This window comes from Vibrio sp. 11-4(1), from assembly GCF_013048625.1.
Classification (GTDB): domain Bacteria; phylum Pseudomonadota; class Gammaproteobacteria; order Enterobacterales; family Vibrionaceae; genus Vibrio; species Vibrio diabolicus.
This window is the reverse complement of sequence record NZ_VHSY01000006.1, coordinates 192,138-216,958: the sequence shown is the minus strand read 5'-3', so window position 1 is coordinate 216,958 and position 24,821 is coordinate 192,138. Positions and strand designations below refer to the sequence as shown.

Annotated in this window: 24 protein-coding genes; 6 read left to right on the top strand and 18 right to left on the bottom strand. The window is 44.3% G+C overall.

Going from position 1 to position 24,821, the window contains the following annotated elements:
- Window positions 1-106: 106 nt before the first annotated feature.
- Window positions 107-1,258 carry a patatin-like phospholipase family protein gene (locus FKN16_RS14020; RefSeq protein WP_170902945.1) on the bottom strand — a complete coding sequence of 384 codons (1,152 nt, stop codon included), beginning with the start codon at window positions 1,256-1,258 and terminating at the stop codon, window positions 107-109.
- A gap of 44 nt (window positions 1,259-1,302) precedes the next feature.
- Window positions 1,303-1,395 carry a YnhF family membrane protein gene (locus tag FKN16_RS14015; RefSeq protein ID WP_005372970.1) on the bottom strand — a complete coding sequence of 31 codons (93 nt, stop codon included), beginning with the start codon at window positions 1,393-1,395 and terminating at the stop codon, window positions 1,303-1,305.
- 127 nt (window positions 1,396-1,522) lie between these two features.
- Here FKN16_RS14015 and FKN16_RS14010 point away from each other — a divergent pair, with 127 nt between their 5' ends.
- The 3 genes from FKN16_RS14010 (at window position 1,523) to FKN16_RS14000 (ending at window position 4,242) form a co-directional block, all read left to right on the top strand.
- Window positions 1,523-2,113, top strand: coding sequence for an outer membrane beta-barrel protein (locus FKN16_RS14010; RefSeq protein ID WP_170902944.1), 591 nt, complete (start codon window positions 1,523-1,525; stop codon window positions 2,111-2,113).
- A 570-nt stretch (window positions 2,114-2,683) separates the two neighbouring features.
- On the top strand, window positions 2,684-4,150 hold the full coding sequence (locus FKN16_RS14005) for a sodium-dependent transporter (RefSeq protein ID WP_139060569.1): 1,467 nt from the start codon (window positions 2,684-2,686) through the stop codon (window positions 4,148-4,150).
- A complete protein-coding gene (locus FKN16_RS14000) occupies window positions 4,147-4,242 on the top strand; it encodes a MetS family NSS transporter small subunit (RefSeq protein ID WP_170902943.1) in 96 nt (31 codons plus the stop codon). The genes FKN16_RS14005 and FKN16_RS14000 overlap by 4 nt, the downstream gene beginning before the upstream one ends.
- Before the next feature lie 63 nt (window positions 4,243-4,305).
- On the opposite strand, the gene FKN16_RS13995 is transcribed toward FKN16_RS14000, so the two are convergent.
- The 15 genes from FKN16_RS13995 to yceD form a co-directional block, all read right to left on the bottom strand.
- Window positions 4,306-4,707 (bottom strand): hypothetical protein, encoded by a 402-nt coding sequence (locus tag FKN16_RS13995; protein WP_170902942.1) that lies wholly within the window; start codon window positions 4,705-4,707, stop codon window positions 4,306-4,308.
- Between the two features lie 209 nt (window positions 4,708-4,916).
- Complete coding sequence (ptsG, locus tag FKN16_RS13990) at window positions 4,917-6,347, bottom strand: PTS glucose transporter subunit IIBC (protein ID WP_139060568.1); 1,431 nt, start codon at window positions 6,345-6,347, stop codon at window positions 4,917-4,919.
- Window positions 6,348-6,791: 444 nt separating this feature from the next.
- Window positions 6,792-7,559 (bottom strand): YchF/TatD family DNA exonuclease, encoded by a 768-nt coding sequence (locus tag FKN16_RS13985; protein WP_170902941.1) that lies wholly within the window; start codon window positions 7,557-7,559, stop codon window positions 6,792-6,794.
- The gene (locus FKN16_RS13980; RefSeq protein ID WP_170902940.1) at window positions 7,550-8,512 is read right to left on the bottom strand and encodes a DNA polymerase III subunit delta'; all 963 of its coding nucleotides are present in this window, start codon (window positions 8,510-8,512) and stop codon (window positions 7,550-7,552) included. The genes FKN16_RS13985 and FKN16_RS13980 overlap by 10 nt, the downstream gene beginning before the upstream one ends.
- Window positions 8,513-8,539: 27 nt before the next feature.
- On the bottom strand, window positions 8,540-9,172 hold the full coding sequence (tmk, locus tag FKN16_RS13975) for a dTMP kinase (RefSeq protein WP_104974991.1): 633 nt from the start codon (window positions 9,170-9,172) through the stop codon (window positions 8,540-8,542).
- Window positions 9,169-10,185 carry an endolytic transglycosylase MltG gene (gene mltG, locus FKN16_RS13970; RefSeq protein WP_170902939.1) on the bottom strand — a complete coding sequence of 339 codons (1,017 nt, stop codon included), beginning with the start codon at window positions 10,183-10,185 and terminating at the stop codon, window positions 9,169-9,171. The genes tmk and mltG overlap by 4 nt, the downstream gene beginning before the upstream one ends.
- On the bottom strand, window positions 10,182-10,997 hold the full coding sequence (gene pabC / locus FKN16_RS13965; protein WP_170902938.1) for an aminodeoxychorismate lyase: 816 nt from the start codon (window positions 10,995-10,997) through the stop codon (window positions 10,182-10,184). The genes mltG and pabC overlap by 4 nt, the downstream gene beginning before the upstream one ends.
- 107 nt (window positions 10,998-11,104) lie before the next feature.
- Window positions 11,105-12,355, bottom strand: coding sequence for a beta-ketoacyl-ACP synthase II (gene fabF, locus FKN16_RS13960; protein ID WP_005396984.1), 1,251 nt, complete (start codon window positions 12,353-12,355; stop codon window positions 11,105-11,107).
- A gap of 93 nt (window positions 12,356-12,448) precedes the next feature.
- Window positions 12,449-12,682 carry an acyl carrier protein gene (gene acpP / locus FKN16_RS13955; protein ID WP_004406112.1) on the bottom strand — a complete coding sequence of 78 codons (234 nt, stop codon included), beginning with the start codon at window positions 12,680-12,682 and terminating at the stop codon, window positions 12,449-12,451.
- 246 nt (window positions 12,683-12,928) lie between these two features.
- The gene (gene fabG, locus FKN16_RS13950; RefSeq protein ID WP_031780596.1) at window positions 12,929-13,663 is read right to left on the bottom strand and encodes a 3-oxoacyl-ACP reductase FabG; all 735 of its coding nucleotides are present in this window, start codon (window positions 13,661-13,663) and stop codon (window positions 12,929-12,931) included.
- 46 nt (window positions 13,664-13,709) lie between these two features.
- Window positions 13,710-14,633 (bottom strand): ACP S-malonyltransferase, encoded by a 924-nt coding sequence (gene fabD / locus FKN16_RS13945; RefSeq protein ID WP_012841591.1) that lies wholly within the window; start codon window positions 14,631-14,633, stop codon window positions 13,710-13,712.
- A gap of 75 nt (window positions 14,634-14,708) precedes the next feature.
- Window positions 14,709-15,659: a beta-ketoacyl-ACP synthase III gene (locus FKN16_RS13940; RefSeq protein WP_005396980.1), complete on the bottom strand. Its 951-nt coding sequence runs from the start codon at window positions 15,657-15,659 to the stop codon at window positions 14,709-14,711.
- Between the two features lie 5 nt (window positions 15,660-15,664).
- Window positions 15,665-16,690: a phosphate acyltransferase PlsX gene (plsX, locus tag FKN16_RS13935; protein ID WP_012841590.1), complete on the bottom strand. Its 1,026-nt coding sequence runs from the start codon at window positions 16,688-16,690 to the stop codon at window positions 15,665-15,667.
- A 10-nt stretch (window positions 16,691-16,700) separates the two neighbouring features.
- Entirely contained in the window at window positions 16,701-16,871 is a 171-nt protein-coding gene (rpmF, locus tag FKN16_RS13930) for a 50S ribosomal protein L32 (protein ID WP_005396978.1), read from the bottom strand.
- A gap of 59 nt (window positions 16,872-16,930) precedes the next feature.
- Window positions 16,931-17,455 (bottom strand): 23S rRNA accumulation protein YceD, encoded by a 525-nt coding sequence (yceD, locus tag FKN16_RS13925; protein WP_005396977.1) that lies wholly within the window; start codon window positions 17,453-17,455, stop codon window positions 16,931-16,933.
- 149 nt (window positions 17,456-17,604) lie between these two features.
- On the opposite strand from yceD, the gene FKN16_RS13920 reads away from it, so the two are divergent.
- The gene (locus FKN16_RS13920) at window positions 17,605-18,186 is read left to right on the top strand and encodes a nucleoside triphosphate pyrophosphatase (RefSeq protein ID WP_005396976.1); all 582 of its coding nucleotides are present in this window, start codon (window positions 17,605-17,607) and stop codon (window positions 18,184-18,186) included.
- A 59-nt stretch (window positions 18,187-18,245) separates the two neighbouring features.
- On the opposite strand, the gene rluC is transcribed toward FKN16_RS13920, so the two are convergent.
- Window positions 18,246-19,190: a 23S rRNA pseudouridine(955/2504/2580) synthase RluC gene (gene rluC / locus FKN16_RS13915; protein WP_005396975.1), complete on the bottom strand. Its 945-nt coding sequence runs from the start codon at window positions 19,188-19,190 to the stop codon at window positions 18,246-18,248.
- 638 nt (window positions 19,191-19,828) lie between these two features.
- Between rluC and rne the strand changes: the two genes are divergently transcribed.
- On the top strand, window positions 19,829-22,906 hold the full coding sequence (gene rne, locus FKN16_RS13910; protein WP_170902937.1) for a ribonuclease E: 3,078 nt from the start codon (window positions 19,829-19,831) through the stop codon (window positions 22,904-22,906).
- Window positions 22,907-23,238: 332 nt separating this feature from the next.
- Window positions 23,239-24,798, top strand: a complete 1,560-nt coding sequence (locus FKN16_RS13905) for a SulP family inorganic anion transporter (RefSeq protein ID WP_005380840.1) — start codon at window positions 23,239-23,241, stop codon at window positions 24,796-24,798.
- Window positions 24,799-24,821 lie beyond the last annotated feature (23 nt).

Genomic DNA, 24,821 nt, shown 5'->3' with positions numbered 1-24,821 from the left:
CTATTAACCACAGAGATTAGGTACGCACACGAATGAGGCTCCGAAAACGGAGCCTCATTTATTTACACTTCACTTTGTATTTAGCTTATGTCGTTAATACAAAAGGTTATGCGCTCTCTCTGCCATCAATTTCAATATTCAGTTGGTCATAGAGTTGAACCAGATTAAACCCCGCCTGAAGTCCGAGTTGATAATCATGCTCTAGTGATTCTTGGTCACTTAACAAAGAAGAAGAACGAAGCCCCTCTTTAGGCGCGATTTGTAAAATGAAAGTATCGTCAGGTGGAGCAGATATAAAGGCCTGAGTGAGCTCAAATGTTTGATAATGAATCATCAGCATGTCGGCTAAACCTGAGTCAAAATTCTCACCGATTAAATGGCTTAAACGATACAAATTATCAGCACCGAACAACCAACGGCCTCCATTCAATAGCATTTTTCCGGCAAGCTTCGACTGATGGGCGGCATTAATTTTTTGTTGGAAGAACGAAGCCCAATCCAACTTCCATCGATTCACTTTTTGCTGCCATGATTGCTGCACCGAATTGATAGACTCTCGATACCACTCGACAGGCACATCCCCTACTTCACTTTGCGCTCTTGCTTCAATCTCCGAGAACGGTTCTGTTCGGATGACAATAATGTTGCGAGCATTCTGACGCCACGCTTCTTGAACAGGGATAGAAGCCGACACACCACCATCAACAAACTTATTGCCATTAACGTCGACAGGTCCGTGGTACAACTTAGGAATCGCGCATGTTGCTAACATGGTGTTAAACCACGTGTCACCCAAGATTGGTAAATATTGATCCGACAGCGTCTCTACATTTGTTACCGCTGCAAACGCACCTCGTCCTCCTAGTGCACTGCGGCCTAAATCAAGATCAAGCTTGTAAGGGAACTCTTGAATCCGCTCTAACGCCCACTCTAAACCCAAGTACTGCTGCTTTCGAATATAACGAAACAGATTAAAAAATTCAGGAGACGTTGTCAGCTCGGTAATAAAAGCTTTGCCCATACCGTGTTGACGACATAAGTAAGAGCATAAATTGAGTGCCCCAGCAGAGGTACCGTAGAATTCATCGAAAGGATCAAAGTTGGAAAGTAAAAATGCGTCTAATACGCCAGCGGTAAAAATCCCTCTCTGCCCTCCACCTTGCGTGACTAAAGCAGTTTTCCCATGCCTGAAATGCTCATAAACTTTGACATCAAGCTCAGTGTGGCTTTCTGTGATTATACCGCTGTTACGTATCATAGGCTCACGCCATTTTGTTAAAACGTTTGGTAAAAGTAGTTATCTTAAGCCGTTGTAATCGCAATGATGCCAAACGACAAAAGTACTGCAAAAACAGTCACCACGATGATTAATGCGGATTTTAGATCGTGTTCCATAAACACCTCCTTAATATGTAACAAATTAATAACACCAGTGTGAAATATGTTCAAGATTTGCTTAATTTAGTCGCGCAATTTTGACTAACCCATCACAATTAGCTTAGTCATAATAAGGAGATAGGACATGAACCAAAAACTCAGCTGGCTGGTAGGAAGCATACTGCTCAGCACCGCGGTAAGTGCACAAGCCAATATTATCGTTACTCCATTCATAGGCTATACAGGTGGCGGTCAAGTAGAAGACGAAGGTGGCAATACATACGACCTCGATCCCGCAGTGAACTACGCACTTTCAATCGAGACGCCTTTTGAGAAAGGAAGAATTGGATTATTTTACTCCAACCAATCAACAGAACTTGAAAAGTTATCAAATTCGGCAGACATCCATTACCTGCAATTTCAAAGCAGCATGTACAACCCTGTTGCAGAAAACTGGCAAACCTATATTGGTGTTGGCTTGGGAGCCTCTTACGCCGATGTTGATTGGGTAGACAAAAAATACGGATTTTCGGCTAGCGCTTTTGCAGGGCTGGAATATGAGTTTTCAAAGAACTTTGCGTTGACAGCCCAATTGAGATGGTTAGGAACGATCGTTGATAACGATACCTCTGGAGCCTGCACCCTACCTAATGACGGCTCAAACTGCATCATTAAGTTCGATACCGATTGGATGAACCAATTCCAATCAAATATTGGTTTTAGTTTCCGTTTCTAATTTTTTGTACACTTCACTTCGTAGGGCTCGCCACAAAGAGTGCTGGGCGAGTCCTACACAAAGCAGATAGAGAATATCATTTAGACATCATCGCTTAGAAAAGTAACGAAGCATTCTCTAGCGGGGTGCGCAAAAGATAGCCGTACGCCCTAGTTCATCAAAATAGTTTTAAACACCAAGTCGATTATTGGATTCTAGTCATTTATTCCATACAACCAACCAATCCCCCACACAAAACCATAATCAAACTCAAATTTAACAAGATTAAAACCAGACAACGTATCTGAGTTAACATTTAGATTCTATTGCGCTAAGTATTATTAGAAGTTAGTCTGATTAGTGAAAACAGATAAATATTTCAGTTTTATCAAACACACATCAAAGCTTTAAGATTAATAATCTACTTTCTCTCACAGTAACCAGAATATAGCTCTAGAAAATTATAATAAGCTAGAATTAAGGATAGAAAAGCTGATGGATAACAGCGGTCCTTTCTTCCAACAGTTTGCGCAAATATTACTGTGTTACGGAGAGAGCTTCATTCCTCAGGGAGTCGTATAGGAGTCAAATATGAAGCGAGAACAATGGGGATCCCGAGCGGGATTCATCTTAGCAGCAGTCGGGTCTGCTATCGGTTTGGGAAACATTTGGCGTTTTCCATACATGGCCTATGAAAACGGTGGCGGCGCATTTTTTATTCCTTACATTTTCGCCATGATCACGGCTGGTATTCCATTTATGATCCTTGAGTTCAGTATGGGACAAAAGTACCGAGGCTCAGCACCAAAAACGCTAGCGAAAATTCATTCTAAATTTGAATGGCTTGGCTGGTTCCAAGTTGGTGTTGCAGCAGTTATCGCCGTTTACTATGTTGCAGTTATCGGTTGGTCAATTTCTTACTTTGGGTTGTCGTTCACTCAAGGTTGGGGAACCGATACCAACGCATTTTTCTTTAGTGAATACCTAAAGCTAGGTGACAACTCACCAACAGACTTAGGCAGTATTCAATGGAAGATTGCCTTATCTATGGTGATTGCTTGGGCCATTACTTACACCGCCATTGCCAAAGGTGTGAAATCAGGGATTGAGCGTGCATCTAAAATCATGATGCCAATACTATTCTTGATGGTGATTTTTTTAATCGGACGTATGGTTTTCTTGCCAGGAGCTTTGGATGGCGTTAACTACATGTTTGAACCCGATTTCAGCAAAATTTGGGATGTGAAAGTATGGGCAGCTGCGTACGGTCAGATCTTCTTTACCCTAAGCATCGGCTTCGCGATCATGCTGGCTTACTCTAGCTATCTGCCAGAAAAGTCAGACATCACGAATAACGCGTTTATGACCGTGTTGATCAACTGTGGCTTCTCGATCCTAGCCGGCATCATGATCTTCTCAGTATTGGGTTACATGGCTCAAGAGCAAGGTAAGCCGTTAACAGAGGTGGTATCTGCAGGCGTTGGCTTGGCTTTTGTTACTTTACCTGCGGCAATTAACCTACTACCTGCCCCATATATTCTTGGTCCCCTGTTCTTCTTTGCACTGGTGGTTGCTGGTCTAAGTTCGCATATTTCAATTATGGAAGCCGTAACTTCAGCCATTATCGACAAGCTGAAGTGGAGCCGTAAAAAAGCTGCAAATGTTGTGATTGGTATTGGCTTCGTTGTCTCTATGGCGTTTGCTACCAATGGCGGTCTGCTGCTACTCGATCTAGTAGACCACTTTGCAAACAACGTTGGCATCATGGTTGGCGGCTTGGTTGAGATTGTATTGATGGCGTGGCTATTGAAACGCGTGCCTGAAGTGCGTAATTACGTAAATGAGCGCTCTGATTTCTCTATTGGTCAATGGTTTGAGATCTGTTTACGCTTCGTAACACCGATTATGCTCGCCATTATCTTAGCGACTAAGCTTTATGCTTTATTTACTGAAGGCTACGGTGGTTATGATCTAACTGTAGGCTGGGCACTTATCGCCGCACTATTTATCTTTGGTCTAGTGATTAACGCAGTGAATCGCAAGGAGACAGCGAAATGACAATCAGCGCAATTATTATGATGGTTATTGGTTTAGGTATCACTTGGGGCGGCGCGGCCGTTTGTATCAAGCGAGCCATGGATAGACAATAGCAGTATTACATTCCAAACAAAAAACGCCGGTATTTACCGGCGTTTTTTTATGTTTCTTTTATTCTAGAAACTGTATTTGATGCCAACGGCACCACCAAGTTGTAAGTCAGCACCTTTGTAAAGATCTAGCTCTGGGTGTATTTGACCATAAAGCTCCCAGCCGCGTGATAAATCCCAGTTCACACCGAGAGGTACACGCACGCCAAACTCATCATCCCACTCATACCAACCACCAACGCCAACATACCAGGTCACTGGCATGTTTTGATCGAATGTTCCACGTTTAGCGATGTAATCAAACGCCATACCATCGTTACCGATAATGCCGCGATACTTATTATCTAACTCAACAACAACACTCAACTGTTGATCGACAGCCATACCAACAGACAAGTTCGTTGGCTCATTTGCCGCCATTGCGGTACTAGAAACTAGTCCTGCTAATAAAATTAATTTGCTCTTCATACACGTTATCAATTATTAAAAAACATCATGCGCTATTCAAACATAGTGGTGCTTCAATATGTCAACGATGAGTAAGCGCGATGTATGAAAAGACTGGCAAAAGTAAAGATGAGTTTAGGATCACACTCAGAAAGCACTTTTAGCAATGAAAGAGGAACTAAAAAAGGAGGCCGAAGCCTCCTTTTATTCATTGTTATGAATGACAGTGATTAGCCGTGGTTACGGATCCACTCATCCATTTCAGTTTTTAGGTTGTCAGACTTAGTACCGAAGATAGCCTGTACACCACCTGCAACAACTACAACACCAGCAGCGCCAAGTTGTTTCAGTTTGTCTTGGTCAACAGCTGCTGTATCTGCAACCGCGACACGTAGGCGAGTGATACATGCGTCTAGACCAGTAATGTTAGCTTTACCACCGAACGCTGCAACCAGTTCACCACCCATGTCAGAGCCAGAAGTTGCTACCGCACTTTCTGTTTCATCTTCACGACCAGGAGTTTTTAGGTCAAGTGCTGTGATTACGCCACGGAACACTACGTAGTAAATCACTGCGTATACTAGACCAACAGCAATCATTAGCCCCATCTTCTGAGCGTTACCAGATAGAACTAGGAAGTCGATCAGACCGTGAGAGAAAGAAGTACCGTGTACAAAGCCTAGAGTGTTAGAAACAATGTATGCAGAACCAGCTAGTAGAGCGTGGATACCGTATAGTAGTGGAGCAACGAATAGGAATGAGAATTCGATAGGCTCAGTAATACCAGTTAGGAATGAAGTCAGTGCAGCTGACGCCATGATACCCATTACTTTCGCGCGGTTTTCTGGTTTAGCACAGTGAGCAATTGCGATTGCTGCAGCTGGTAGACCAAACATCTTGAACATGTAACCACCCGCTAGCTGACCGAAACCATTACCAGCAGCACGAGATGCTTCATCAGCAACTAGGTAACAAGTTAGTACGCCGTTTTGAGCTTCACCAGCAGCGTTAACACAAGAACCTGCTTCGAAGAAGAACGGTACGTTCCATACGTGGTGTAGGCCGAATGGGATTAGAGAACGCTCTACAACACCGTAGATACCGAATGCTAGTTGTGGGTTTTGGTGCGCAGCCCAATCAGAGAATGCAGAGATTGCACCGCCAATTGGTGGCCAAATTACAGAAAGGATAACACCAAGGATGATCGCTGCAAAACCAGTGATGATAGGCACTGCACGCTTACCAGCGAAGAAGCCAAGATACTCTGGAAGTTGAATTTTGAAGAAACGGTTGAATGCCCAAGCAGCCACACCACCGACAAGGATACCACCTAGTACACCTGTATCGATTTTCTCAACACCCATAACACCCGCCATTACACCTAGCGTTGCCGTCATGATGCCGTAACCGACGATTGCCGCAAGACCAGCAACACCGTCGTTATTAGTGAAGCCTAGAGCTACACCTACTGCAAATAGAAGTGCCATTTGGCCGAATACTGAACCACCAGCTTGTTCCATAAGATTAGAAACGATCTCTGGAATAAAGCTTAGATGGGCAGCACCCACACCTAATAAAATACCTGCAACTGGTAAAACTGATACTGGAAGCATCAGCGCCTTACCAACTTTTTGCAGGTTAGCAAAAAGGTTCTTAAACATGTTTATGCTCCTGATAAATTTATAAGTATTATTTGGGCACTAACGGCACACCCCCGTAGCCTAAAGGTTAGCACCCAATGAAAATGTAACCACAACTGCATTATATTTTCCGGCTCTAAATATATATTGATGACCCTCAAACTTTCCACACAGTTACGAAATTTAGTTTCAAAACAAGTCTTGGATCACACCCAAAAACAGTTGATGAAAAGGTTTGCATTGAAGTTATATTGCTGTTTTATAAAGAGTTTATTATTTATATAATTAATTTTAAGGCGTAAATAAAATACGCTCCAATGTTATTTTTAGTAACAAAATTACATTTGTGATTTTTGAATGTTATTAAATCAACATTTTTAGTAAACATTAAACTCATGAGTATATCTGTTGTTTTTATCAACAAAAAAGGAGCATGCGCTCCTTTTTTATGCTCTTATTGATTTTTCATCGCAAAAAAAGATTTCGGAAATTTTCGGTGGTTTTTTGTGCCACTTCAGAAAGAGAGCACGATTTGAGTTGCGCAATATAAGAAGCCACCTCGACAATATAAGCAGGTTGATTCTCTTTACCTCGGTGAGGGACTGGAGCCAAGTAAGGAGAATCTGTCTCAATGAGAAGCTTCTCTAAAGGTAGAGTCTTCACGACTTCTTTCAACTCTGTTGCTTGACGGAAAGTGACAATCCCCGAGATAGAAATATAAAACCCCAGCTCAAGTGCAGCTTCAGCAAATGGAAGATCTTCTGTAAAACAGTGGATAACACCACCACATTTCTCCGCCCCACCCTTACGCAAAATATCTAGAGTATCCGCACGTGCGTTTCTGGTATGGATAATTAAAGGTTTGTTAAGCTCCACCGCAAGATCAACGTGTTGCTCAAAACGCTCTTTCTGTAACGCTGCCGTTTCTGGCTTGTAATGATAATCCAAGCCTGTTTCACCAATGGCAACGACTTTTTCATTCGATGCGTGGTGACGTAGCACGTCCATCGAAAAGTCGCTTTCAACATCAAGTGGGTGTACACCGCACGAAGCATAAACATTCTCATAAGGCTCAATCATTTCCATCATTTTAGGGAAAGAATCCAGCGTGACTCCCACAGAAAGCAGCTCGGTTACCTTTGCTTGTTTAGCTTTGTTAATAACGTCTTCCACATTAATGTGGAGATCGTCGTAATTCAATTTGTCTAAATGACAATGAGAATCTACGAACATAATGCCTCTCGTGATTCAATTAACCAGTTCATTGATAGTAGCTCAAGGTTTAGACCAGGAAAGGCTTGCACCTGAGCTTTGAGGTCCATCAGCGCCTTCGCTGATGAGTACAAACCGTTGTAGTTGTTCGGCTGAAACTTTATAGCGCCAGGAAGCATTTGTGCTTCTGATACACCAAACTGCGCTTTCTGAGCATCTGTCAGTAAATACCACGCCCAGTCTAGTGATTGTTCCGAGTGTTTAGCCATTAAAGAAGCACACTCAGAAATGTCTGAGGTAGAAGAAGACATCGCCTTAATAAAAGTGCGCTCAAAAGCCAAGTAAGCATCGAGATCGCCATTATTTAACGCATCCAATGTTTTTATCGGAGAGCCCATATTCAGTTTTAGGGCGTAAGCAGGAACTTGCTGCGCCCCTTGTTCGCGCATCCATTGCATCGCTTGTTCCGTTGACGGCGGCGCAACAACCCAGTGTTGGCAACGGCTACGAATCGTTGGAAGCAGGCGCTCCTGATTGTGGGTAACGAGCAAAAACAAGCACTTTGCCCCGGGCTCTTCTAGCGTTTTTAACAATGCATTCGATGCCGATTCATTCATAGAGTCCGCTGGCTCTATAACAAATAGGCGATAACCATTAAGCTGTGATGATTCCTGAGCAAGACGGTTGCAAGCTCGAACTTGGTCCACCGTTATCGCTTTTCCTTCTTTTTCTGGTTTGATCCAGTGTAAATCTGGATGGTTTTGTGATTGATTTAATTGACAGCTATGACAAAAACCGCACGCTTCACTGGCGTAATTTTGGCAAAGAAGTGCTTGGCTAAAAAACTCGATAAGTTTTTCGATGCCTAAGCCTTGCTCGCTTTGCAATAAAAGCGCACCTGGTATTCTGTCCGACTCTAGCCCTACTTTGAGGTTATCCCATACTGGCTGCAACCATGGATAATCATTTAACATGAGTCACCTAAATTTAAGTTTCACTTATTATTGACGAGCTAACCACTCGTTAAGAGCGTCCCGAATATCACGCGACACGTCTTCGATCGCCTGCTCAGCGTTAATGATAATGATAGAAGGATCAGCATGAGCAATTTCCAAATAACGCTCTCGTGTACGTTCAAAGAAGCTGATATCCATCTTCTCGATACGATCGAGATCACCACGTCCACGCGCACGCTCAAGCCCAACGCGAGGGTCGATATCCATATAGAGAGTGAAAGCAGGTTTAAAATCACCAAGCGTTGTGTCTCGAAGGTTTTTCATTAGCGACGCGTCAATTTGACGACCACCACCTTGATAAGCCTGCGACGACATATCGTGGCGGTCACCCACCACCCACTGACCGTTCGCCAAAGCTGGTTTGATCACGTTCTCAACCAACTGGACACGTGCAGCATATAGAAGAAGCAACTCCGTCATGTCTTTAAGTTCTTCGCCTTCATGCTCTTCTTTCACCAGAGCGCGCATCTTTTCTGCTAGCGGCGTGCCTCCTGGCTCACGAGTATTTACGATATTTTCAATACCTGCCGCTTTTAGCGTATCTAAAACGGTTTTAATCGCAGTGCTTTTACCCGCGCCTTCTAGGCCTTCAACGACAATAAAGTTTGCTTTCATCATTTGTTCTTTCTTAGTTCTCTTAAATAGGCTCGAACAGCACGATTGTGCTCTGCAAGGGATTTCGAAAATACGTGTCCGCCCTTTCCACTTGCTACGAAATATAAATAGTTGCTGCTTTCTGGATTCAAAGCCGCTTCAATAGAGGCTTCACCTGCCATCGCGATTGGGGTTGGAGGTAAGCCATTGATGGTATAGGTGTTATATGGTGTCGGCGTGCGCAAATCTTTCTTACGAATATTTCCGTCGTAAGCATCACCCATACCATAAATAACCGTCGGATCCGTTTGTAAACGCATGCGTTTGTTCAATCGGTTGATAAACACAGAAGCGACGCGCTCACGCTCAGAGTCAATGGCCGTCTCTTTCTCGATGATAGACGCCAGAATCAAGGCTTCATATTTGTCTTGCAATGGCAGCTTTTCTTGACGAGCTTCCCAGCTAGCATCCAGTATTTTATTGAGTTTTCGATGCGCTCGTTTTAATAACTGGCTTTCACTTGCACCCGCCGTGTAATGGTAGGTTTCTGCTAAAAACAGTCCTTCCAGCTTTTCTCGCTCAATACCCAACTTTGCTGCCATGTCTTTTTCTGAGAGATCGGTTAAGTCATGCTCTAAATAAGGAGCACTTTTCAATTGCTCTACCCACTCAGAAAAGCTGCTGCCTTCAACAAAAGTGATCGCAAACTGGTATTCTTTTCCGGTATTCAGGTGCTCCAATGCTTGCGAAAGCGACATACCAGGCTCTAGTTGATAAGTACCCGCTCGCACTTGCAACAGTTCTGGATATAAGTGAGGTATTAAACGGATGTACTCCGATGTTTCAATTACCTCATCTTCAACTAAGGCGCGCATGACATGATGAAAGCTTGTACCACTTTCTACAGTAAACAGCTGAGGTTGTTCCAATAGAATAGGCCTTTCAACGTATTGTTTAGCCTGTGAAATTATATAAAAAACAGCTGCTGCGCCTATCACTGCGATCAGCACAACAAAAGCCAACAGTTTTTTAATCACGTAGTTAAATTCCCTTGCAGTCGTTGAGTCAATTTTCCTATCGGAAATATAGTCTTAGAGTTAGATGCCACTATGCTGCGAATTGGTGCGACACCTAATATTGAGTTACACATGAAAGCTTCGTCTGCGCTCAGCAAATCTGGAAGTATAAAACGCCCCTCGATGACTTCAATATGACTTACTTTTAGTAACTCAAGCACCTTACGACGCATTACGCCCGCAACGCCAGATAAGGTGAGATCCGGTGTAAATACTTTATTACCTTTAACCCAAAAAAGGTTGGCCATTGTAGTTTCAATGACATGGTTTTGCACATTTAACGTTATTGCATCTGCAAACTCGGTATCGTCGATTTCAGCCTTGGCGAGAATCTGCTCTAAACGGTTGTTGTGCTTGTGTCCAGCAAGTAAAGGTTGAATCCCGAGACGAGTCTCACAAACGCCCAAATCCACGCCTTTTTCTTGCCAAGAAGAGTAATGAGAAGGGAACGCAAAATTGGAGATAGTCACGATAGGGCCTTCAATCCCATTAGGACTATACCCTCGCCCACCAATACCACGGCTAACGTGAATTTTCACCCCAGCTTGTGCGTCAGATAAAGCCGCTTTGCTTGCCCAATCACGCACAACTTGCCAGTCAGGGGAAGAGATCTTCAATACGTCAAGGCAGGACTTCATACGCTCAATGTGTTCTTGCCAGTAAACCAACTCTCCGTTTTGGGTCAGGATGGTGGTAAAACCTCCATCGCCGTATTGGAATGAGCGATCACCCAGTTCTACATGCGTTTGTGGAACTCCATTTACCCAAAACATTCTCGTACCTTCAAATTAGCAGACAACAAATAAAACAAAACGGCTCAATGCTAAGCATCGAGCCGTTAGAATACAAGTTTCGCTTATCTAAATAAGGTTAGATAGTGTTACTCAGCGAACTTTTTGAAGATCAAAGAACCGTTTGTACCACCAAAGCCAAACGAGTTACAGATAGCGTATTCCATACCTTCAACTTTGCGCGCAGTGTGTGGCACAAGGTCGATGTCTAGACCTTCTTCTGGATCATCAAGGTTAATCGTTGGTGGAACGATTTGGTCAACCAAAGACATAACCGTGATAATTGCTTCAACAGAGCCTGCTGCACCTAATAGGTGACCAGTCATAGACTTAGTTGATGATACAAGTACTTGCTTCGCACCTTCTTCACCAAGAGCACGTTTCACGCCCTTGATTTCTGCAACGTCACCAGCAGGAGTAGATGTACCGTGAGCATTCACATAACCTACTTGGGTGCCTGTGATGTTGGCGTCACGCATTGCCGCTTCCATCGCAAGTGCACCACCCGAGCCATCTTCGCTTGGAGAAGTCATGTGGTAAGCATCGCCAGACATACCAAAACCAACCAGTTCTGCGTAAATCTTCGCGCCACGTGCTTTCGCGTGTTCGTACTCTTCAAGCACCATCATGCCAGCACCATCACCTAGAACAAAGCCATCACGGCCTTTATCCCATGGACGAGACGCTTTTTGAGGTTCGTCATTACGAGTAGATAGCGCTTTAGCTGCACCGAAGCCAGCCATGCCAAGAGGCGTAGACGCTTTTTCTGCGCCACCAGCAACCATCGCATCTGCATCGCCGTACGCAATCATTCGTGCAGCATGACCGATGTTATGTAGGCCAGTAGTACATGCTGTAGAAATCGCGATATTTGGACCACGAAGACCACGCATGATAGATAGGTTACCTGCAACCATATTTACGATGGTCGAAGGAACAAAAAATGGGCTAACTTTGCGAGGGCCTTTTTCTACTAATGCAGTGTGACCTGTTTCAATCAGATCTAGACCGCCAATGCCTGAGCCGATAGCAACACCAACTCGAGCCGCATTTTCTTCGGTAATTTGTAAGCCAGAGTTATCAAGAGCTTGAATACCCGCTGCAATGCCGTACTGGATGAAAAGATCCATCTTACGAGCATCTTTTTTAGACATGTACTCTGTGCAATCGAAATCTTTAACAAGACCTGCAAAACGAGTTGAGAAGTTCGTAGCATCAAAGTGCTCGATATTCACGATACCACTTTGACCTTCTAGCAGGGCTTTCCAAGATGATTCTACTGTGTTGCCTACCGGTGACAACATACCCATGCCAGTGACAACTACACGACGCTTGGACACGATATAATTCTCCGGGAATTGAATATTTCTATGAGAGGATAGAAGAAGTTAGAAAGAACACAGGCGGTCTAGGAGACCGCCTGGGAGAGCTAATTACTGAGCGCTGTTTACGTAGTCGATTGCAGCTTGAACAGTAGTGATCTTCTCAGCTTCTTCGTCAGGAATCTCAGTGTCGAATTCCTCTTCTAGAGCCATAACTAGTTCTACAGTGTCTAGAGAATCAGCACCTAGATCGTCAACGAAAGAAGCTTCGTTTTTAACTTCTGCTTCGTCTACACCTAGCTGTTCAACAATGATTTTCTTTACGCGTTCTTCGATGTTGCTCATTTTTCTTTTCCTTTACAGATTTCGCCTAATGCGATGATTCCGTAGTTTATTCGAACTATTGAAAGTTGCAAGGGGGTCCTTGCTGGTCAAACCACAAAATTAGCGAATTTAACCGAATTTCAATACATTTTTGACTTAAATCATGCACAAATCTTGCGCATAAGCATGACAAGTTCATGACAGTTAACTGCAACTATAGGCTATTTTTCACAATGTAAAATAGCTTATTTTGCACAAACTGTCTCATTAAACCATGTACATGCCACCATTTACATGCAAAGTTTCACCAGTAATGTACGCTGCTTCAGGAGAAGCAAGGAAAACTACTGCTGATGCAATTTCACGTGGGTCACCTAAACGACCAGCTGGCACGTTCGACAACGTTGCCGCACGTTGCTCATCATTTAGTGCCTTTGTCATGTCAGTTTCGATGAAACCAGGGGCAACAGTGTTCACTGTTACACCACGAGACGCAACTTCACGAGCCATTGATTTAGTAAAACCAATCACGCCCGCTTTCGCTGCTGCGTAGTTAGTTTGACCTGCGTTACCCATGGTACCAACAACAGAGCCTACGTTGATGATACGACCCGCACGTTTTTTCATCATGCCGCGTAAAACCGCTTTAGACATGCGGTAGATAGGCGTTAGGTTGGTATCGATGATGTCGTTCCACTCATCATCTTTCATACGCATCAATAGGTTGTCACGAGTAATACCAGCGTTATTCACCAGAATATCGATCACACCAAATTCTTCGTTGATCGTTTTTAGTGTCGCTTCGATAGACTCGACATCGGTCACGTTAAGAGCTAGGCCTTTACCGTTATCACCAAGATACTCGCTGATAGCTGCAGCGCCACTTTCAGAAGTAGCCGTACCGATAACCGTCGCACCGCGCTCTACAAGAAGTTCCGCGATCGCGCGGCCAATACCACGGCTTGCGCCGGTAACTAGCGCGATCTTACCTTCTAGATTCATCATGTTGTGTTTCCTTTTCTTATCGCAAGTTTTATCGCTTGATGGATTACTTCGCCGCGTCTAGCGACGCAACATCATTCACTGCTGCTGCAGTTAGCGTTTTCACGATACGTTTTGTTAGACCTGTTAAAACCTTACCAGGACCAAGCTCAAGAAGCTGTTCTACCCCTTGCTCGTGCATAAGCTCGACTGTTTCAGTCCAGCGAACTGGGCTATGTAGCTGACGAACAAGCGCATCTTTGATTTTTGCAGGATCTGTCTCAGCGACCACATCAACGTTGTTGATAACTGGAAGCTGTGGTGAGTTAAATTCGATAGACTCAAGAGCTACTGCAAGTTTTTCCGCTGCTGGCTTCATAAGCGCACAGTGTGATGGAACTGAAACAGGAAGAGGAAGCGCACGTTTCGCACCAGCTTCTTTACATAGCGCTCCCGCACGCTCTACTGCGTCTTTGCTACCCGCGATAACTACCTGACCAGGCGAGTTAAAGTTTACTGGAGAGACCACTTCACCTTGCGCTGCGTCTTCACACGCTTTTGCAATCGCATCATCAGCCAAACCGATAATCGCGTACATAGCGCCAGTACCTGCTGGTACCGCCTCTTGCATTAGCTTACCGCGTAATTCAACCAGCTTGATTGCTTCTTTAAAGTCAATCACACCCGCACATACAAGTGCTGAGTACTCACCTAGGCTGTGACCGGCTAGGTTTGCTGGTTGCTCTAAACCGAGCTCCTGCCATACACGCCAGATTGCAACAGATGAAGCTAGCAAAGCTGGTTGAGTGCGGAAAGTCTCGTTTAAATCTTCTGCAGGTCCATTTTGAACAAGCGCCCATAGATCGTAACCTAGTGCGTCAGATGCTTCTGCAAATGTTTGTTTTACTACGTCATATTGTTCGCCTAGTTCTGCAAGCATACCTACAGCTTGAGAACCTTGACCTGGAAATACGATAGCAAACTTGCTCATGTTGTTTTCCTTTAAGCAAAGTAAAAAGAAATAAGATGCAACAAGTGCACCTTAAATTTTGAATTCTCGTGAAACTTAGAACTTCACCAGAGCAGAGCCCCAAGTGAAACCGCCACCAAACGCCTCTAGCAATAAAGTCTGCCCACGTTTAATGCGACCATCGCGCACAGCTTCATCCAGCGCAGACGGTACTGTCGCCGCAGAAGTGTTCCCGTGTCGGTCTAATGTCACTACGACTTGGTCTAAAGACATTGAAAGCTTTTTCGCTGTTGCCGAAATAATTCGATAGTTCGCTTGATGCGGTACTAGCCAGTCTAGTTCAGACTTATGCATGTTGTTGGCTTCAAGCGTATCTTTTACTAGTTTCGATAACTGAGTGACAGCGACTTTGAATACTTCGTTACCTGCCATATGAAGCCATTTGTCGGCATCTTGACCACGCTCAGGTACAGGTAGGCTTAGTAGCTCACCGAATTGACCATCTGAGTATATGTGGGTAGAAATAATACCAGGCTCTTGGCTAGCGCCTACGACAACGGCTCCAGCACCATCACCAAATAGGATAATGGTTGAACGGTCTGTCGGATCACACGTTTTAGACAAAGCATCTGAACCAATAACAAGTACGTTTTTACACATACCCGATTTAATATGTTGGTCTGCAACGGATAATGCGTACACAAAACCAGAACAAGCAGCGGCTAAGTCAAAAGCTGGACAACCTTTAATGCCAAGCTTTGCCTGCACCTGACACGCAGATGAAGGGAAAGTATGGCTACTGCTCGTTGTGGCTACGATAATCAGGTCGATATCGTTTTTATCAATACCCGCCATATCGATAGCGTTTTCAGCTGCGTAGAATGCCATGTCCGCTACAGTCTCATTTTCTGCAGCAATTCGACGCTCTTTAATACCCGTGCGAGCAACGATCCACTCATCACTTGTATCTACCATTTTCTCTAGATCTGCGTTTGTACGCACCTGAGATGGCAGGTAGCTGCCAGTACCTAAAATTTTGCTATACATGAAGACTAATAATGCCTCTCGAGTAAAACCGCTTCCAAACGATCGCTAATACGGCTTGGTACTTGTCGTTTGACCTCGTGTACTGCCTCGCCAAGTGCATTGACAATCGCAGATACATCCGCACTTCCATGGCTTTTTATGACAATGCCGCGCAATCCTAGCAAACTTGCGCCGTTATACTGGTCGGGGTTCAGTGTTTTTAGTTCATTAAATAGCCGAGAAAACAACTTTCTAGCAATCCAACCCTTTATCGTTGACGCCATCATACTGGTTTTAATTTTTTCGATAAAAAGTTGAGCTGTTCCCTCACTGGCTTTTAAGCATACGTTGCCGACAAACCCATCACATACAATGACGTCTGCAACATCATGCAAAATTTGATTACCTTCAATATAACCAACAAAGTTAATCGCGTCGGTCTGAGAAAGCATTTCTGCGCAACGTTTGACTAAATCGTTACCTTTAATCTCTTCTGCGCCAATATTGAGTACAGCAACGCGAGGAGGACAACCTAAGTGTTCTTCTGCTAATGCACTGCCCATTACAGCAAATTGGAACAAACTATCAGCATCGCACGATACATTCGCACCTAGATCTAGCATCCAAGTACGCTTTCCAGTAATCGTCGGTAAAGCTGAAACTAAAGCAGGACGTTCAATACCAGGAAGTAGCTTAAGAATGAAACGCGATAGTGCCATTAATGCACCGGTGTTGCCACCACTAACACAAGCATCCGCCTTCTGCTCAGAAACCAAATCGATAGCCATACGCATGGAACTATTTTGGCTATTACGTAGTGCCAATGAAGGTTTTTCTGAGTTCGAGATAACTTTCTCACTATGAAGAATAGTCAAGCGGGAACTGGTCGAGGTACCGAGTTGAGATAATTGAGACGTGATCAGAGATTGATCACCTATAAGAATCACTTTTAGCTCTGGGAAATGAGACAGTGCCTGCACGGCGGCAGGCACTGTTACGCGTGGACCGAAATCCCCGCCCATTGCATCAAGTGCAACGGTAATACTTTGCAAAGGTTCAACCTTACTTGTTGATAACCTTTTGACCACGGTAGTAACCTTCAGCAGTTACGTTGTGGCGTAGGTGAGTTTCACCAGAAGTCGCGTCTACAGATAGAGCAGCTGTAGTTAGCGCATCGTGTGAACGACGCATACCGCGCTTAGAACGAGTTTTACGGTTTTTCTGTACGGCCATTGACCCTACTCCTATACTATTGGGTTAAAAACCTGAAGAAGAATCGGTTACCACACCTATTACTTTTTCAGACTTTTCAAAACGTCGAATGGATTCGGTTTTTCTTCCTCAATTTCTTCAGGAATCTCACCAAAAACCATGTTATTTGAATCAACGCTACAATCCGCTTCATCGTGCATCGCAATTTGAGGTAATGCTAAGATGAACTCGTCTTCAACCAGTTGTATAAGGTCTAATTCACCATATTCATTTAGATCTACCAAATCATAAATTTCTGGTGCTTCCTGTTCCGTTTTCTCACCGTAGTAAGGAGTAGAAAGGAATTCAACTTCGCACTCATGTGCGAATACCTCATTACAACGCTGACACTCTAAATCGACTTCGATGTTAGCTTTACCAGAGATAACAACGAGTCGCTGTTCATCCATCCCAAATGACAATGAGACTTCTGCGTCGCGTTTTACGCCTTCAGTTGTTTCCGCTAAGCGCTTGAAAAGACTAGCTTGGATGATTCCATCGTAATCTAATCGTTTCTGTGCAGCTTTCGCTGGGTCAACCGTTCGCGGTATTTTTACCTTTTGCATAGGGCGCGAATATTATCTTCCAAATCAAAATTAGTCAAAGAAAAAGGCAAAAAAGTTGTACTTTTTTACGCTTAACATACAGAGCATTAGCCAGAATCATTTTTGATCGATTATCCTATCGGAAATGCTCCCACGAATTGTAATTCAAAATGAAAAATTACCAACTAGTTTTAGCTTCAACCTCCCCTTTTCGTAAACAACTGCTTGAAAAGCTTTCACTACCGTTCATTTGTTTATCACCTGATTGCGATGAAACACCGTTTGACCAGGAAACGCCTCTTGAACTGGTGCAAAGATTGGCCCAAGAGAAAGCAACATCTTGCCAGACGGATAAAGCAAGTTTAGTTATCGGCAGTGACCAGGTTTGTGTCATTAATGGTGAAATCGTTGGCAAACCTTTAAATAGAGACAACGCAATAAATCAACTTTTGTCTCAAAGTGGAAAAGTCATCACTTTCTATACTGGTCTTGCGGTACATAACACCGTCACAAACCATACAGAAGTCGGCTTTGATTCTTTCGAAGTACACTTTAGAGATTTGACGCTTGAACAAATCGAGCGCTACGTCGACAGGGAAGAACCTTTTTACTGCGCAGGCAGCTTTAAAAGCGAAGGAATGGGAATTTGTTTGTTTAACAAATTAGTGGGGAAAGATCCGAATACACTTGTCGGGCTACCACTGATTGATTTGATTGATATGTTGCATGTTCAGGGACTCGATGTCCTTTAATCCAAAGACTATAAAAGGGAGCCACAGGCTCCCTTTTTATGTCCACGAGGAAAACATGGTTACGCGTTTCTTAAACCCGCCAACACTTTTTCTAGCTTCGGTTCCATCGGTGCGTTGATTTCCATCCACTCATCATTTGATGGGTGCTGAAACTTGATGTTTGCCGCGTGTAGGAACAAACGATCTAAACCAACTTGACCTGTGTAAGCATCAAAGCGGCGGTCACCGTAGCGATCATCCCAAGCGATTGGGTGGCCCGTGTATTGTGTATGAACTCGGATTTGGTGAGTTCGACCAGTAATCGGACTCGCTTGAATCAATGTTGCTTGTTCAAACTTTTCCAAAATCTTAAAACGCGTTTCAGACGGCTTACCGTTAGGGTTAACACGAACAATACTGTTCACTTCGTTTTTAAGCAGTGGCGCGTTCACCACCTTACAACTGCTTTTCCATTGTCCCATGACAAGAGCTAAGTAAAACTTCTTCACTGTCTTTTCACGAAACTGGGCTTGCAAGTGACGAAGTGCAGAACGCTTCTTAGCAACCAGCAAGATACCTGAAGTATCACGGTCAATACGATGCACAAGTTCAAGAAAGCGAGCTTGAGGACGCAGAGCTCTAAGCGCTTCAATCGCGCCAAACTTTAAGCCACTGCCACCATGCACAGCGGTACCAGATGGTTTGTTTAGAATCAACATATGATCATCTTCGAAGATGATCATATCTTCCAACTCTGCGACTTTGTTTAGTTTCGTACTTGGCGCAACATCGTCATCTTTTTTCTCGACTGTCACCGGTGGAATACGAACGAGATCGCCTGCTTTTAACTTGTACTCTGCTTTTATACGCTTTTTATTTACACGTACTTCGCCCTTACGCACGATTCGGTAAATCATGCTTTTAGGGATGTCTTTTAATTGGTTGCGCAAAAAATTATCAATGCGCTGACCCGCCATATCTTCGTCAATGTCGACGAACTGGACTTTTGTTCTTATTTCGCTCATGGGCGGTATTGTAAACTCAATTTCGCGCGACTTCACATTATTCTTGTCGTAAAAGAAACACTTGGTAGTACGAACTGGTCTAAATTTCGCCAAGCTTTTGTTTAAATTATTAAAACTCTCGATCGAGTTCTCGATTTGTTTTCTGTCTTGATCAGTTTACACATCTCAATTGCTTATGAAACAGCCAGTTATAAATTAGAAATTTTGAGTTTAGCGGCAAATTTTCTATCGTTTGCGTGAAAGCAGATTGCTGATAGCCACGCGCACTGCTATAGTTCACAGCTGCTAAGGAAGGTTTGGTTACATTTTATTCATTACCAATCATTTATCCTCAAGCAATGTGAGTAGATCGTTGAAGGTCGAGTGCAGCATTGGCGTGAGACACATCGAATTCAACACTCTTGCCACCCTACTCCTCGCATATTCACGTTGAGTACCTACCGCCCAAATAGCGGGTCACAAGTCTACGTTTCCAACAGAAACCGCAAGAGGCTTGTGATGACTGAAGTGCCCGAGAGCATCCCCTTCCAGCCGGGAGGCTGCAAAATACAAGCCATGGGATCAGGCACCGTGAAAGAGCGAAAAACAGTGGCAAGTCGACAAGAAAGATATAAAAGAAAAGACAACGAGAATTTTCAATGAAAAGAATGTTAATTAACGCAACTCAAAAAGAAGAGTTGCGTGTCGCTCTGGTTGATGGCCAGCGACTTTTCGATCTTGATATCGAGAGTCCAGGTCATGAATCTAAAAAAGCGAATATCTACAAAGGACGTATCACACGTATCGAACCAAGCTTAGAAGCCGCATTTGTTGATTACGGCGCCGAGCGTCACGGTTTCCTCCCTCTCAAAGAAATTGCCCGCGAATATTTCCCTGAAGGTTACACCTACCAAGGTCGTCCAAGCATCAAAGAAGTGCTAACGGAAGGCCAAGAAGTTATCGTTCAAGTGGAAAAAGAAGAACGTGGAAGCAAGGGCGCAGCTCTTACTACTTTCATTTCTCTTGCTGGTAGTTACCTTGTTCTTATGCCTAACAACCCTCGTGCTGGCGGTATTTCTCGTCGAATCGAAGGTGACGAGCGTACTCAACTAAAAGCCGCATTAAGTACTTTGGAACTGCCTCAGGGCATGGGCCTAATCGTACGTACTGCTGGCGTTGGCAAGAGTGCTGAAGAACTTGAGTGGGATTTGAATGTACTACTTAACCACTGGGGTGCAATCAAAGGTGCAGCGGACTCTAACCCTGCTCCATTCTTAATCCACCAAGAAAGTAACGTTATCGTTCGTGCAATCCGTGACTATTTGCGTCGTGATATTGGCGAAATCTTAATTGACAGCAACACCATCTACGAACGTGCAAAAGAGCACATTCAATTGGTGCGCCCTGATTTCCTTAACCGCGTTAAGAAATATGAAGGCGAAGTTCCACTATTCAGCCACTACCAAATCGAAAGCCAAATTGAATCAGCTTTCCAACGTGAAGTGCGTCTGCCATCTGGTGGTTCTATTGTTATTGACCCAACCGAAGCACTAACGTCTATCGATATCAACTCTGCTCGTGCAACCAAGGGCGGCGATATTGAAGAAACAGCTCTAAACACGAACCTAGAAGCAGCCGACGAAATTGCTCGCCAGTTACGTCTACGTGACTTGGGTGGCTTAGTGGTTATCGACTTTATCGATATGACACCTGTTCGCCACCAACGAGAAGTAGAAAACCGTCTACGTGAAGCCGTTCGTCTTGATCGCGCTCGTGTACAAATCGGTCGTATTTCTCGCTTTGGTTTGTTGGAGATGTCACGTCAACGTTTAAGCCCTTCTCTAGCAGAAGCAAGCCACCACATCTGTCCTCGCTGTAGCGGTACTGGAGTCGTTCGCGACAACGAATCTCTAGCACTTTCTGTACTTCGTTTAATCGAAGAGGAAGCACTGAAAGACAATACAGCGCAAGTTCTCGCAGTTGTACCTGTGCCAATCGCTTCTTACTTGTTGAACGAAAAACGTCGTTCAGTTAACCATATCGAACGCATTCAAGAAGTGAAGATTACGGTTGTTCCAAACTCTGACATGGAAACGCCGCACTTCGAAGTTATCCGTGTTCGTGAAGGTGAAGAGTTCGATCTGATTTCTTACCTACTTCCTAAAAAACTGGAAGCAATGAAAGAAGCGGAAGGTAAAGAGCCAGCGGAAGTTGACGTAAAACCTAAACGAATCGAAGAACCTGTTCTTAAAGGCTTTGCGGCTCCTTCTCAAACGGCACCTGCACCAGCAGCTAAACCTGCCCCTGAGGCGAAGAAGAAAGAACAGAAAGTTGAACAAGAAGAAAAACCTGGACTGTTCAGCCGTTTGTTTAAAGCACTTGGTAGTTTCCTATTCGGCGGTTCTGAAGAAGTAAAAGAAGAACCGAAACCTCAGGAAGAGAAAAAGCCAAATCGCGATAATCGACACAACAAACGTGATCGCAATGATCGTCGTCGCAATAACAACCAACGCGATAATCGTGAGAACCGCGACAATCGTGATAACCGTGATAACCGACGTCGTCGTAAGCCTCGTGATGAGCAAGCGAATGAGCAAAACGAAGCTCAACAACAAACCAATAAACAGCAAAACCGCAACCAAAAGCGTAAGCCTAAAACTCAACAAGCAGATAAAGCTCAAGAGCAAAAAGCAAATGCAAAAGTAGCGGAAAAAGGCCTGCAGCTAGCGGCAGAAGCTCGAACTGAAACAAAACCAGAAGAGAGCAAACCAAAGCAACAAAACGCGAAAGCAGAAAAAGTGAAGGAGCGTCGCCAACGTCGCAAACTGAACAAGTCTGTACGCGTTAAAGACCAAGAAGCGGTTGAGAAGAAAGCAGAAGAAACGGCGGTTAAGACTCAAGAAACGGTTGAAACCAAAGTTGAGAAGCCAACAGAAGCAGCGGTAGAAGCACAACAAGACAACAAGCAAGCAGAGTCTAAGCAACGTCGTAACCGTCGTTCGCCACGTCACCTGCGTGCAAGCGGCCAGCGCCGTCGCCGTGGTCGCGATCGCCGTCCTAACCCGTTCCGCCTGCGTAAAGGTGGTGTAGCTTCTCCTGAGATGGCTATGGGTAAAGTAATGCCACGCTACATTCCAAAACCTGCACCTAAGAAAGAAGAGCAAGTTAAGGAAGAAGCAGCAGTACCTACAATGCAAGGTGGTTTTGCTTGCCCAGAAATGGCTATGGGTAAAGTGATTATTCGCCGCGAGCAACCTGTTGTAACAGAAGCGCCAGTTGTTGAATCAAAGGTTCAAGAAACAGTTGAAGCGAAAGTTGAATCTCCAGTAGTAGAAGCACCTGTTGTGGAAGCAGTAATCGCAGAAAAAACTGAATCGGCAGTAGTAGAAACAGCCTCTGTAGAGCCAATCGTTGAAGCACCTACAACTGAACAAGCTGATTCGACCGAAGATGTTGTAGAAACAGTACCTGCTGAAAAGTCAGTGGTTGAAGCGGCAAAAGAGGTTGCAGCCGAATCGCCAGTAGCTAAACCAGAGCCTAAAGTCGAAGCCATTAAAGTTGCGGCTAAGCTAAACGCTAGCGCACCGATGACGAAAGCACCTGGCCCTCAAGAGCTACGCGAAATCACTGTTGCAGCAGCACCGTTCAAAACCGAACGTTACCAAGCTAAAGGTGCGGGTAGCCAAGTGGCTAAAAACCGCGCATCGGCAGAGATGACAAAGCCTAACTTTAACTAGGCTAAATCATTACGTTCAACTGCTTAACGGCATAAATAAATTAAAGGCTACCATCTGGTAGCCTTTTTTATCTTCATATTTGCCCAATAAATTGTTCATATAAATACCAATTCGTGATCACATTTGTACGCCATTATTCGTATCATTCTTGAACTTAATCACACTTTTCGGTAGCATGCGCCGACTCAAGTTTTCGACACCATTCTGATGCTGCTCTTTTAATACTACGGTTTACACTGCAATGTTTGATTAGAAATCAACCACTCAGTGGCTTGTGCAAATACTAATATGTGTCGGGTTTAACTCATTGCAAAGAGAACTTAAAAACAAACATGTTCGAATTTCCCCAATTTTCTAAGCACTCCGTAAAAAATGATGTGCTATCAGGCTTAACCGTTGCGCTAGCATTGGTTCCTGAAGCTGTCGCATTTGCGTTCGTCGCAGGCGTAGATCCGATGGTCGGTCTTTACGCTGCATTCATCGTTGGTCTTATTACTTCCATTTTCGGTGGTCGTCCCGGCATGATCTCTGGTGCAACAGGTGCCATGGCAGTCGTAATGGTTTCGCTTGTCGCGACTCACGGTGTCCAGTATCTATTCGCAGCCATCATGCTCGCTGGTATCCTTCAAATCGCCGCTGGTATGTTTAAGTTGGGTAAGTTCATCCGTATCGTGCCTCACCCTGTGATGATAGGTTTTGTAAACGGTCTGGCTATTGTTATCTTCCTAGCTCAGTTGGGTCAGTTTAAAGCGCCGGATATCAACGGCATGCTTACTTGGCTACCACAAGACCAAATGCTGCTAATGCTTGGTTTGGTTGCGCTAACTATGGCAATCATTCACTTTCTACCAAAAATCACAACAGCTGTACCCTCTTCACTTGTTGCAATCGTAACGGTGACCGCTTTAGTGGTTGGTTTGGATCTGGAAACTCGCACTGTTGTTGACTTCTTGCGTACAATGTCTGGTGATGAAGCGGCAACTCTCGCAGGTTCACTGCCGACCTTCTCTATTCCGGCGGTGCCATTTACGCTAGAAACTCTACAAATCATTCTTCCATACGCGATCATTCTAGCGGCCATTGGTCTAATTGAATCTCTGCTAACGCTGACAGTTTTAGATGAGATGACGAACACTCGTGGTCAATCTAACCGCGAATGTATCGGTCAAGGTATGGCAAACATGACTTGTTCTGTGTTTGGTGCTATGGGTGGTTGTGCAATGATTGGTCAGTCGATGATCAACGTAAACTCAGGTGGTCGCGGTCGTCTATCTGGTATCGTTGCTGCTATCGCTCTATTGATGTTTATCTTATTCGCTTCTTCGCTAATTGAAATGATCCCACTCGCTGCTCTGGTTGGTGTGATGTTCATGGTTGTCATTGGTACATTCGAATGGGCAACATTTAAACTAGCGCGTCGCGTACCGAAGCAAGACTTCTTCGTTATTGTTCTTGTGACCGTTGTTACTGTTCTTACTGACCTTGCCGTTGCCGTAGCGGTTGGTGTTATCGTTTCTGCATTAATGTTTGCATGGCAGCACGCTAAGCACATTTATGCCGACACATGCTTAAACGAGGAAGGTTCAAAAGAGTACAAGATTCACGGTCCTATTTTCTTTGGTTCTGCGGCTAACTTCTTGGAGTTGTTTAACGCGCCTGAAGATCCAAAAGATGTGATTGTCGATTTTGCAGACTCTCGCGTGACTGATCACTCTGCAATTGAAGCGATTGAAACACTAGCAGAGCGTTACAATGCTCAAGGTAAAACGCTGCACCTTCGTCACCTAAGCCCAGATTGTCGTAAACTTTTGGACAAAGCTGGCAGCTTGGTTGAAATTAACGTGAAGGAAGACCCAAGCTACAAAGTCGCAACCGACATACTAGCGGGTTAACACGAATAAAAAGGGATGAGCTC

Excerpts from the sequence above, each read along its gene's own strand:
- acpP (WP_004406112.1), bottom strand. The coding sequence starts at position 12,682 with ATGAGCAACATCGAAGAACGCGTAAAGAAAATCATTGTTGAACAGCTA.
- FKN16_RS13980 (WP_170902940.1), bottom strand. The coding sequence starts at position 8,512 with ATGTTAAATGATTATCCATGGTTGCAGCCAGTATGGGATAACCTCAAA.
- ptsG (WP_139060568.1), bottom strand. The coding sequence starts at position 6,347 with ATGTTTAAGAACCTTTTTGCTAACCTGCAAAAAGTTGGTAAGGCGCTG.
- rluC (WP_005396975.1), bottom strand. The coding sequence starts at position 19,190 with ATGAGCGAAATAAGAACAAAAGTCCAGTTCGTCGACATTGACGAAGAT.
- fabD (WP_012841591.1), bottom strand. The coding sequence starts at position 14,633 with ATGAGCAAGTTTGCTATCGTATTTCCAGGTCAAGGTTCTCAAGCTGTA.
- rpmF (WP_005396978.1), bottom strand. The coding sequence starts at position 16,871 with ATGGCCGTACAGAAAAACCGTAAAACTCGTTCTAAGCGCGGTATGCGT.
- FKN16_RS13920 (WP_005396976.1), top strand. The coding sequence starts at position 17,605 with ATGAAAAATTACCAACTAGTTTTAGCTTCAACCTCCCCTTTTCGTAAA.
- FKN16_RS13995 (WP_170902942.1), bottom strand. The coding sequence starts at position 4,707 with ATGAAGAGCAAATTAATTTTATTAGCAGGACTAGTTTCTAGTACCGCA.
- FKN16_RS14010 (WP_170902944.1), top strand. The coding sequence starts at position 1,523 with ATGAACCAAAAACTCAGCTGGCTGGTAGGAAGCATACTGCTCAGCACC.
- FKN16_RS14015 (WP_005372970.1), bottom strand. The coding sequence starts at position 1,395 with ATGGAACACGATCTAAAATCCGCATTAATCATCGTGGTGACTGTTTTT.
- FKN16_RS14005 (WP_139060569.1), top strand. The coding sequence starts at position 2,684 with ATGAAGCGAGAACAATGGGGATCCCGAGCGGGATTCATCTTAGCAGCA.
- fabG (WP_031780596.1), bottom strand. The coding sequence starts at position 13,663 with ATGAATCTAGAAGGTAAGATCGCGCTAGTTACCGGCGCAAGCCGTGGT.
- pabC (WP_170902938.1), bottom strand. The coding sequence starts at position 10,997 with ATGTTTTGGGTAAATGGAGTTCCACAAACGCATGTAGAACTGGGTGAT.
- FKN16_RS13905 (WP_005380840.1), top strand. The coding sequence starts at position 23,239 with ATGTTCGAATTTCCCCAATTTTCTAAGCACTCCGTAAAAAATGATGTG.
- FKN16_RS13940 (WP_005396980.1), bottom strand. The coding sequence starts at position 15,659 with ATGTATAGCAAAATTTTAGGTACTGGCAGCTACCTGCCATCTCAGGTG.
- FKN16_RS14020 (WP_170902945.1), bottom strand. The coding sequence starts at position 1,258 with ATGATACGTAACAGCGGTATAATCACAGAAAGCCACACTGAGCTTGAT.
- FKN16_RS13985 (WP_170902941.1), bottom strand. The coding sequence starts at position 7,559 with ATGTTCGTAGATTCTCATTGTCATTTAGACAAATTGAATTACGACGAT.
- yceD (WP_005396977.1), bottom strand. The coding sequence starts at position 17,455 with ATGCAAAAGGTAAAAATACCGCGAACGGTTGACCCAGCGAAAGCTGCA.
- FKN16_RS14000 (WP_170902943.1), top strand. The coding sequence starts at position 4,147 with ATGACAATCAGCGCAATTATTATGATGGTTATTGGTTTAGGTATCACT.
- tmk (WP_104974991.1), bottom strand. The coding sequence starts at position 9,172 with ATGATGAAAGCAAACTTTATTGTCGTTGAAGGCCTAGAAGGCGCGGGT.
- rne (WP_170902937.1), top strand. The coding sequence starts at position 19,829 with ATGAAAAGAATGTTAATTAACGCAACTCAAAAAGAAGAGTTGCGTGTC.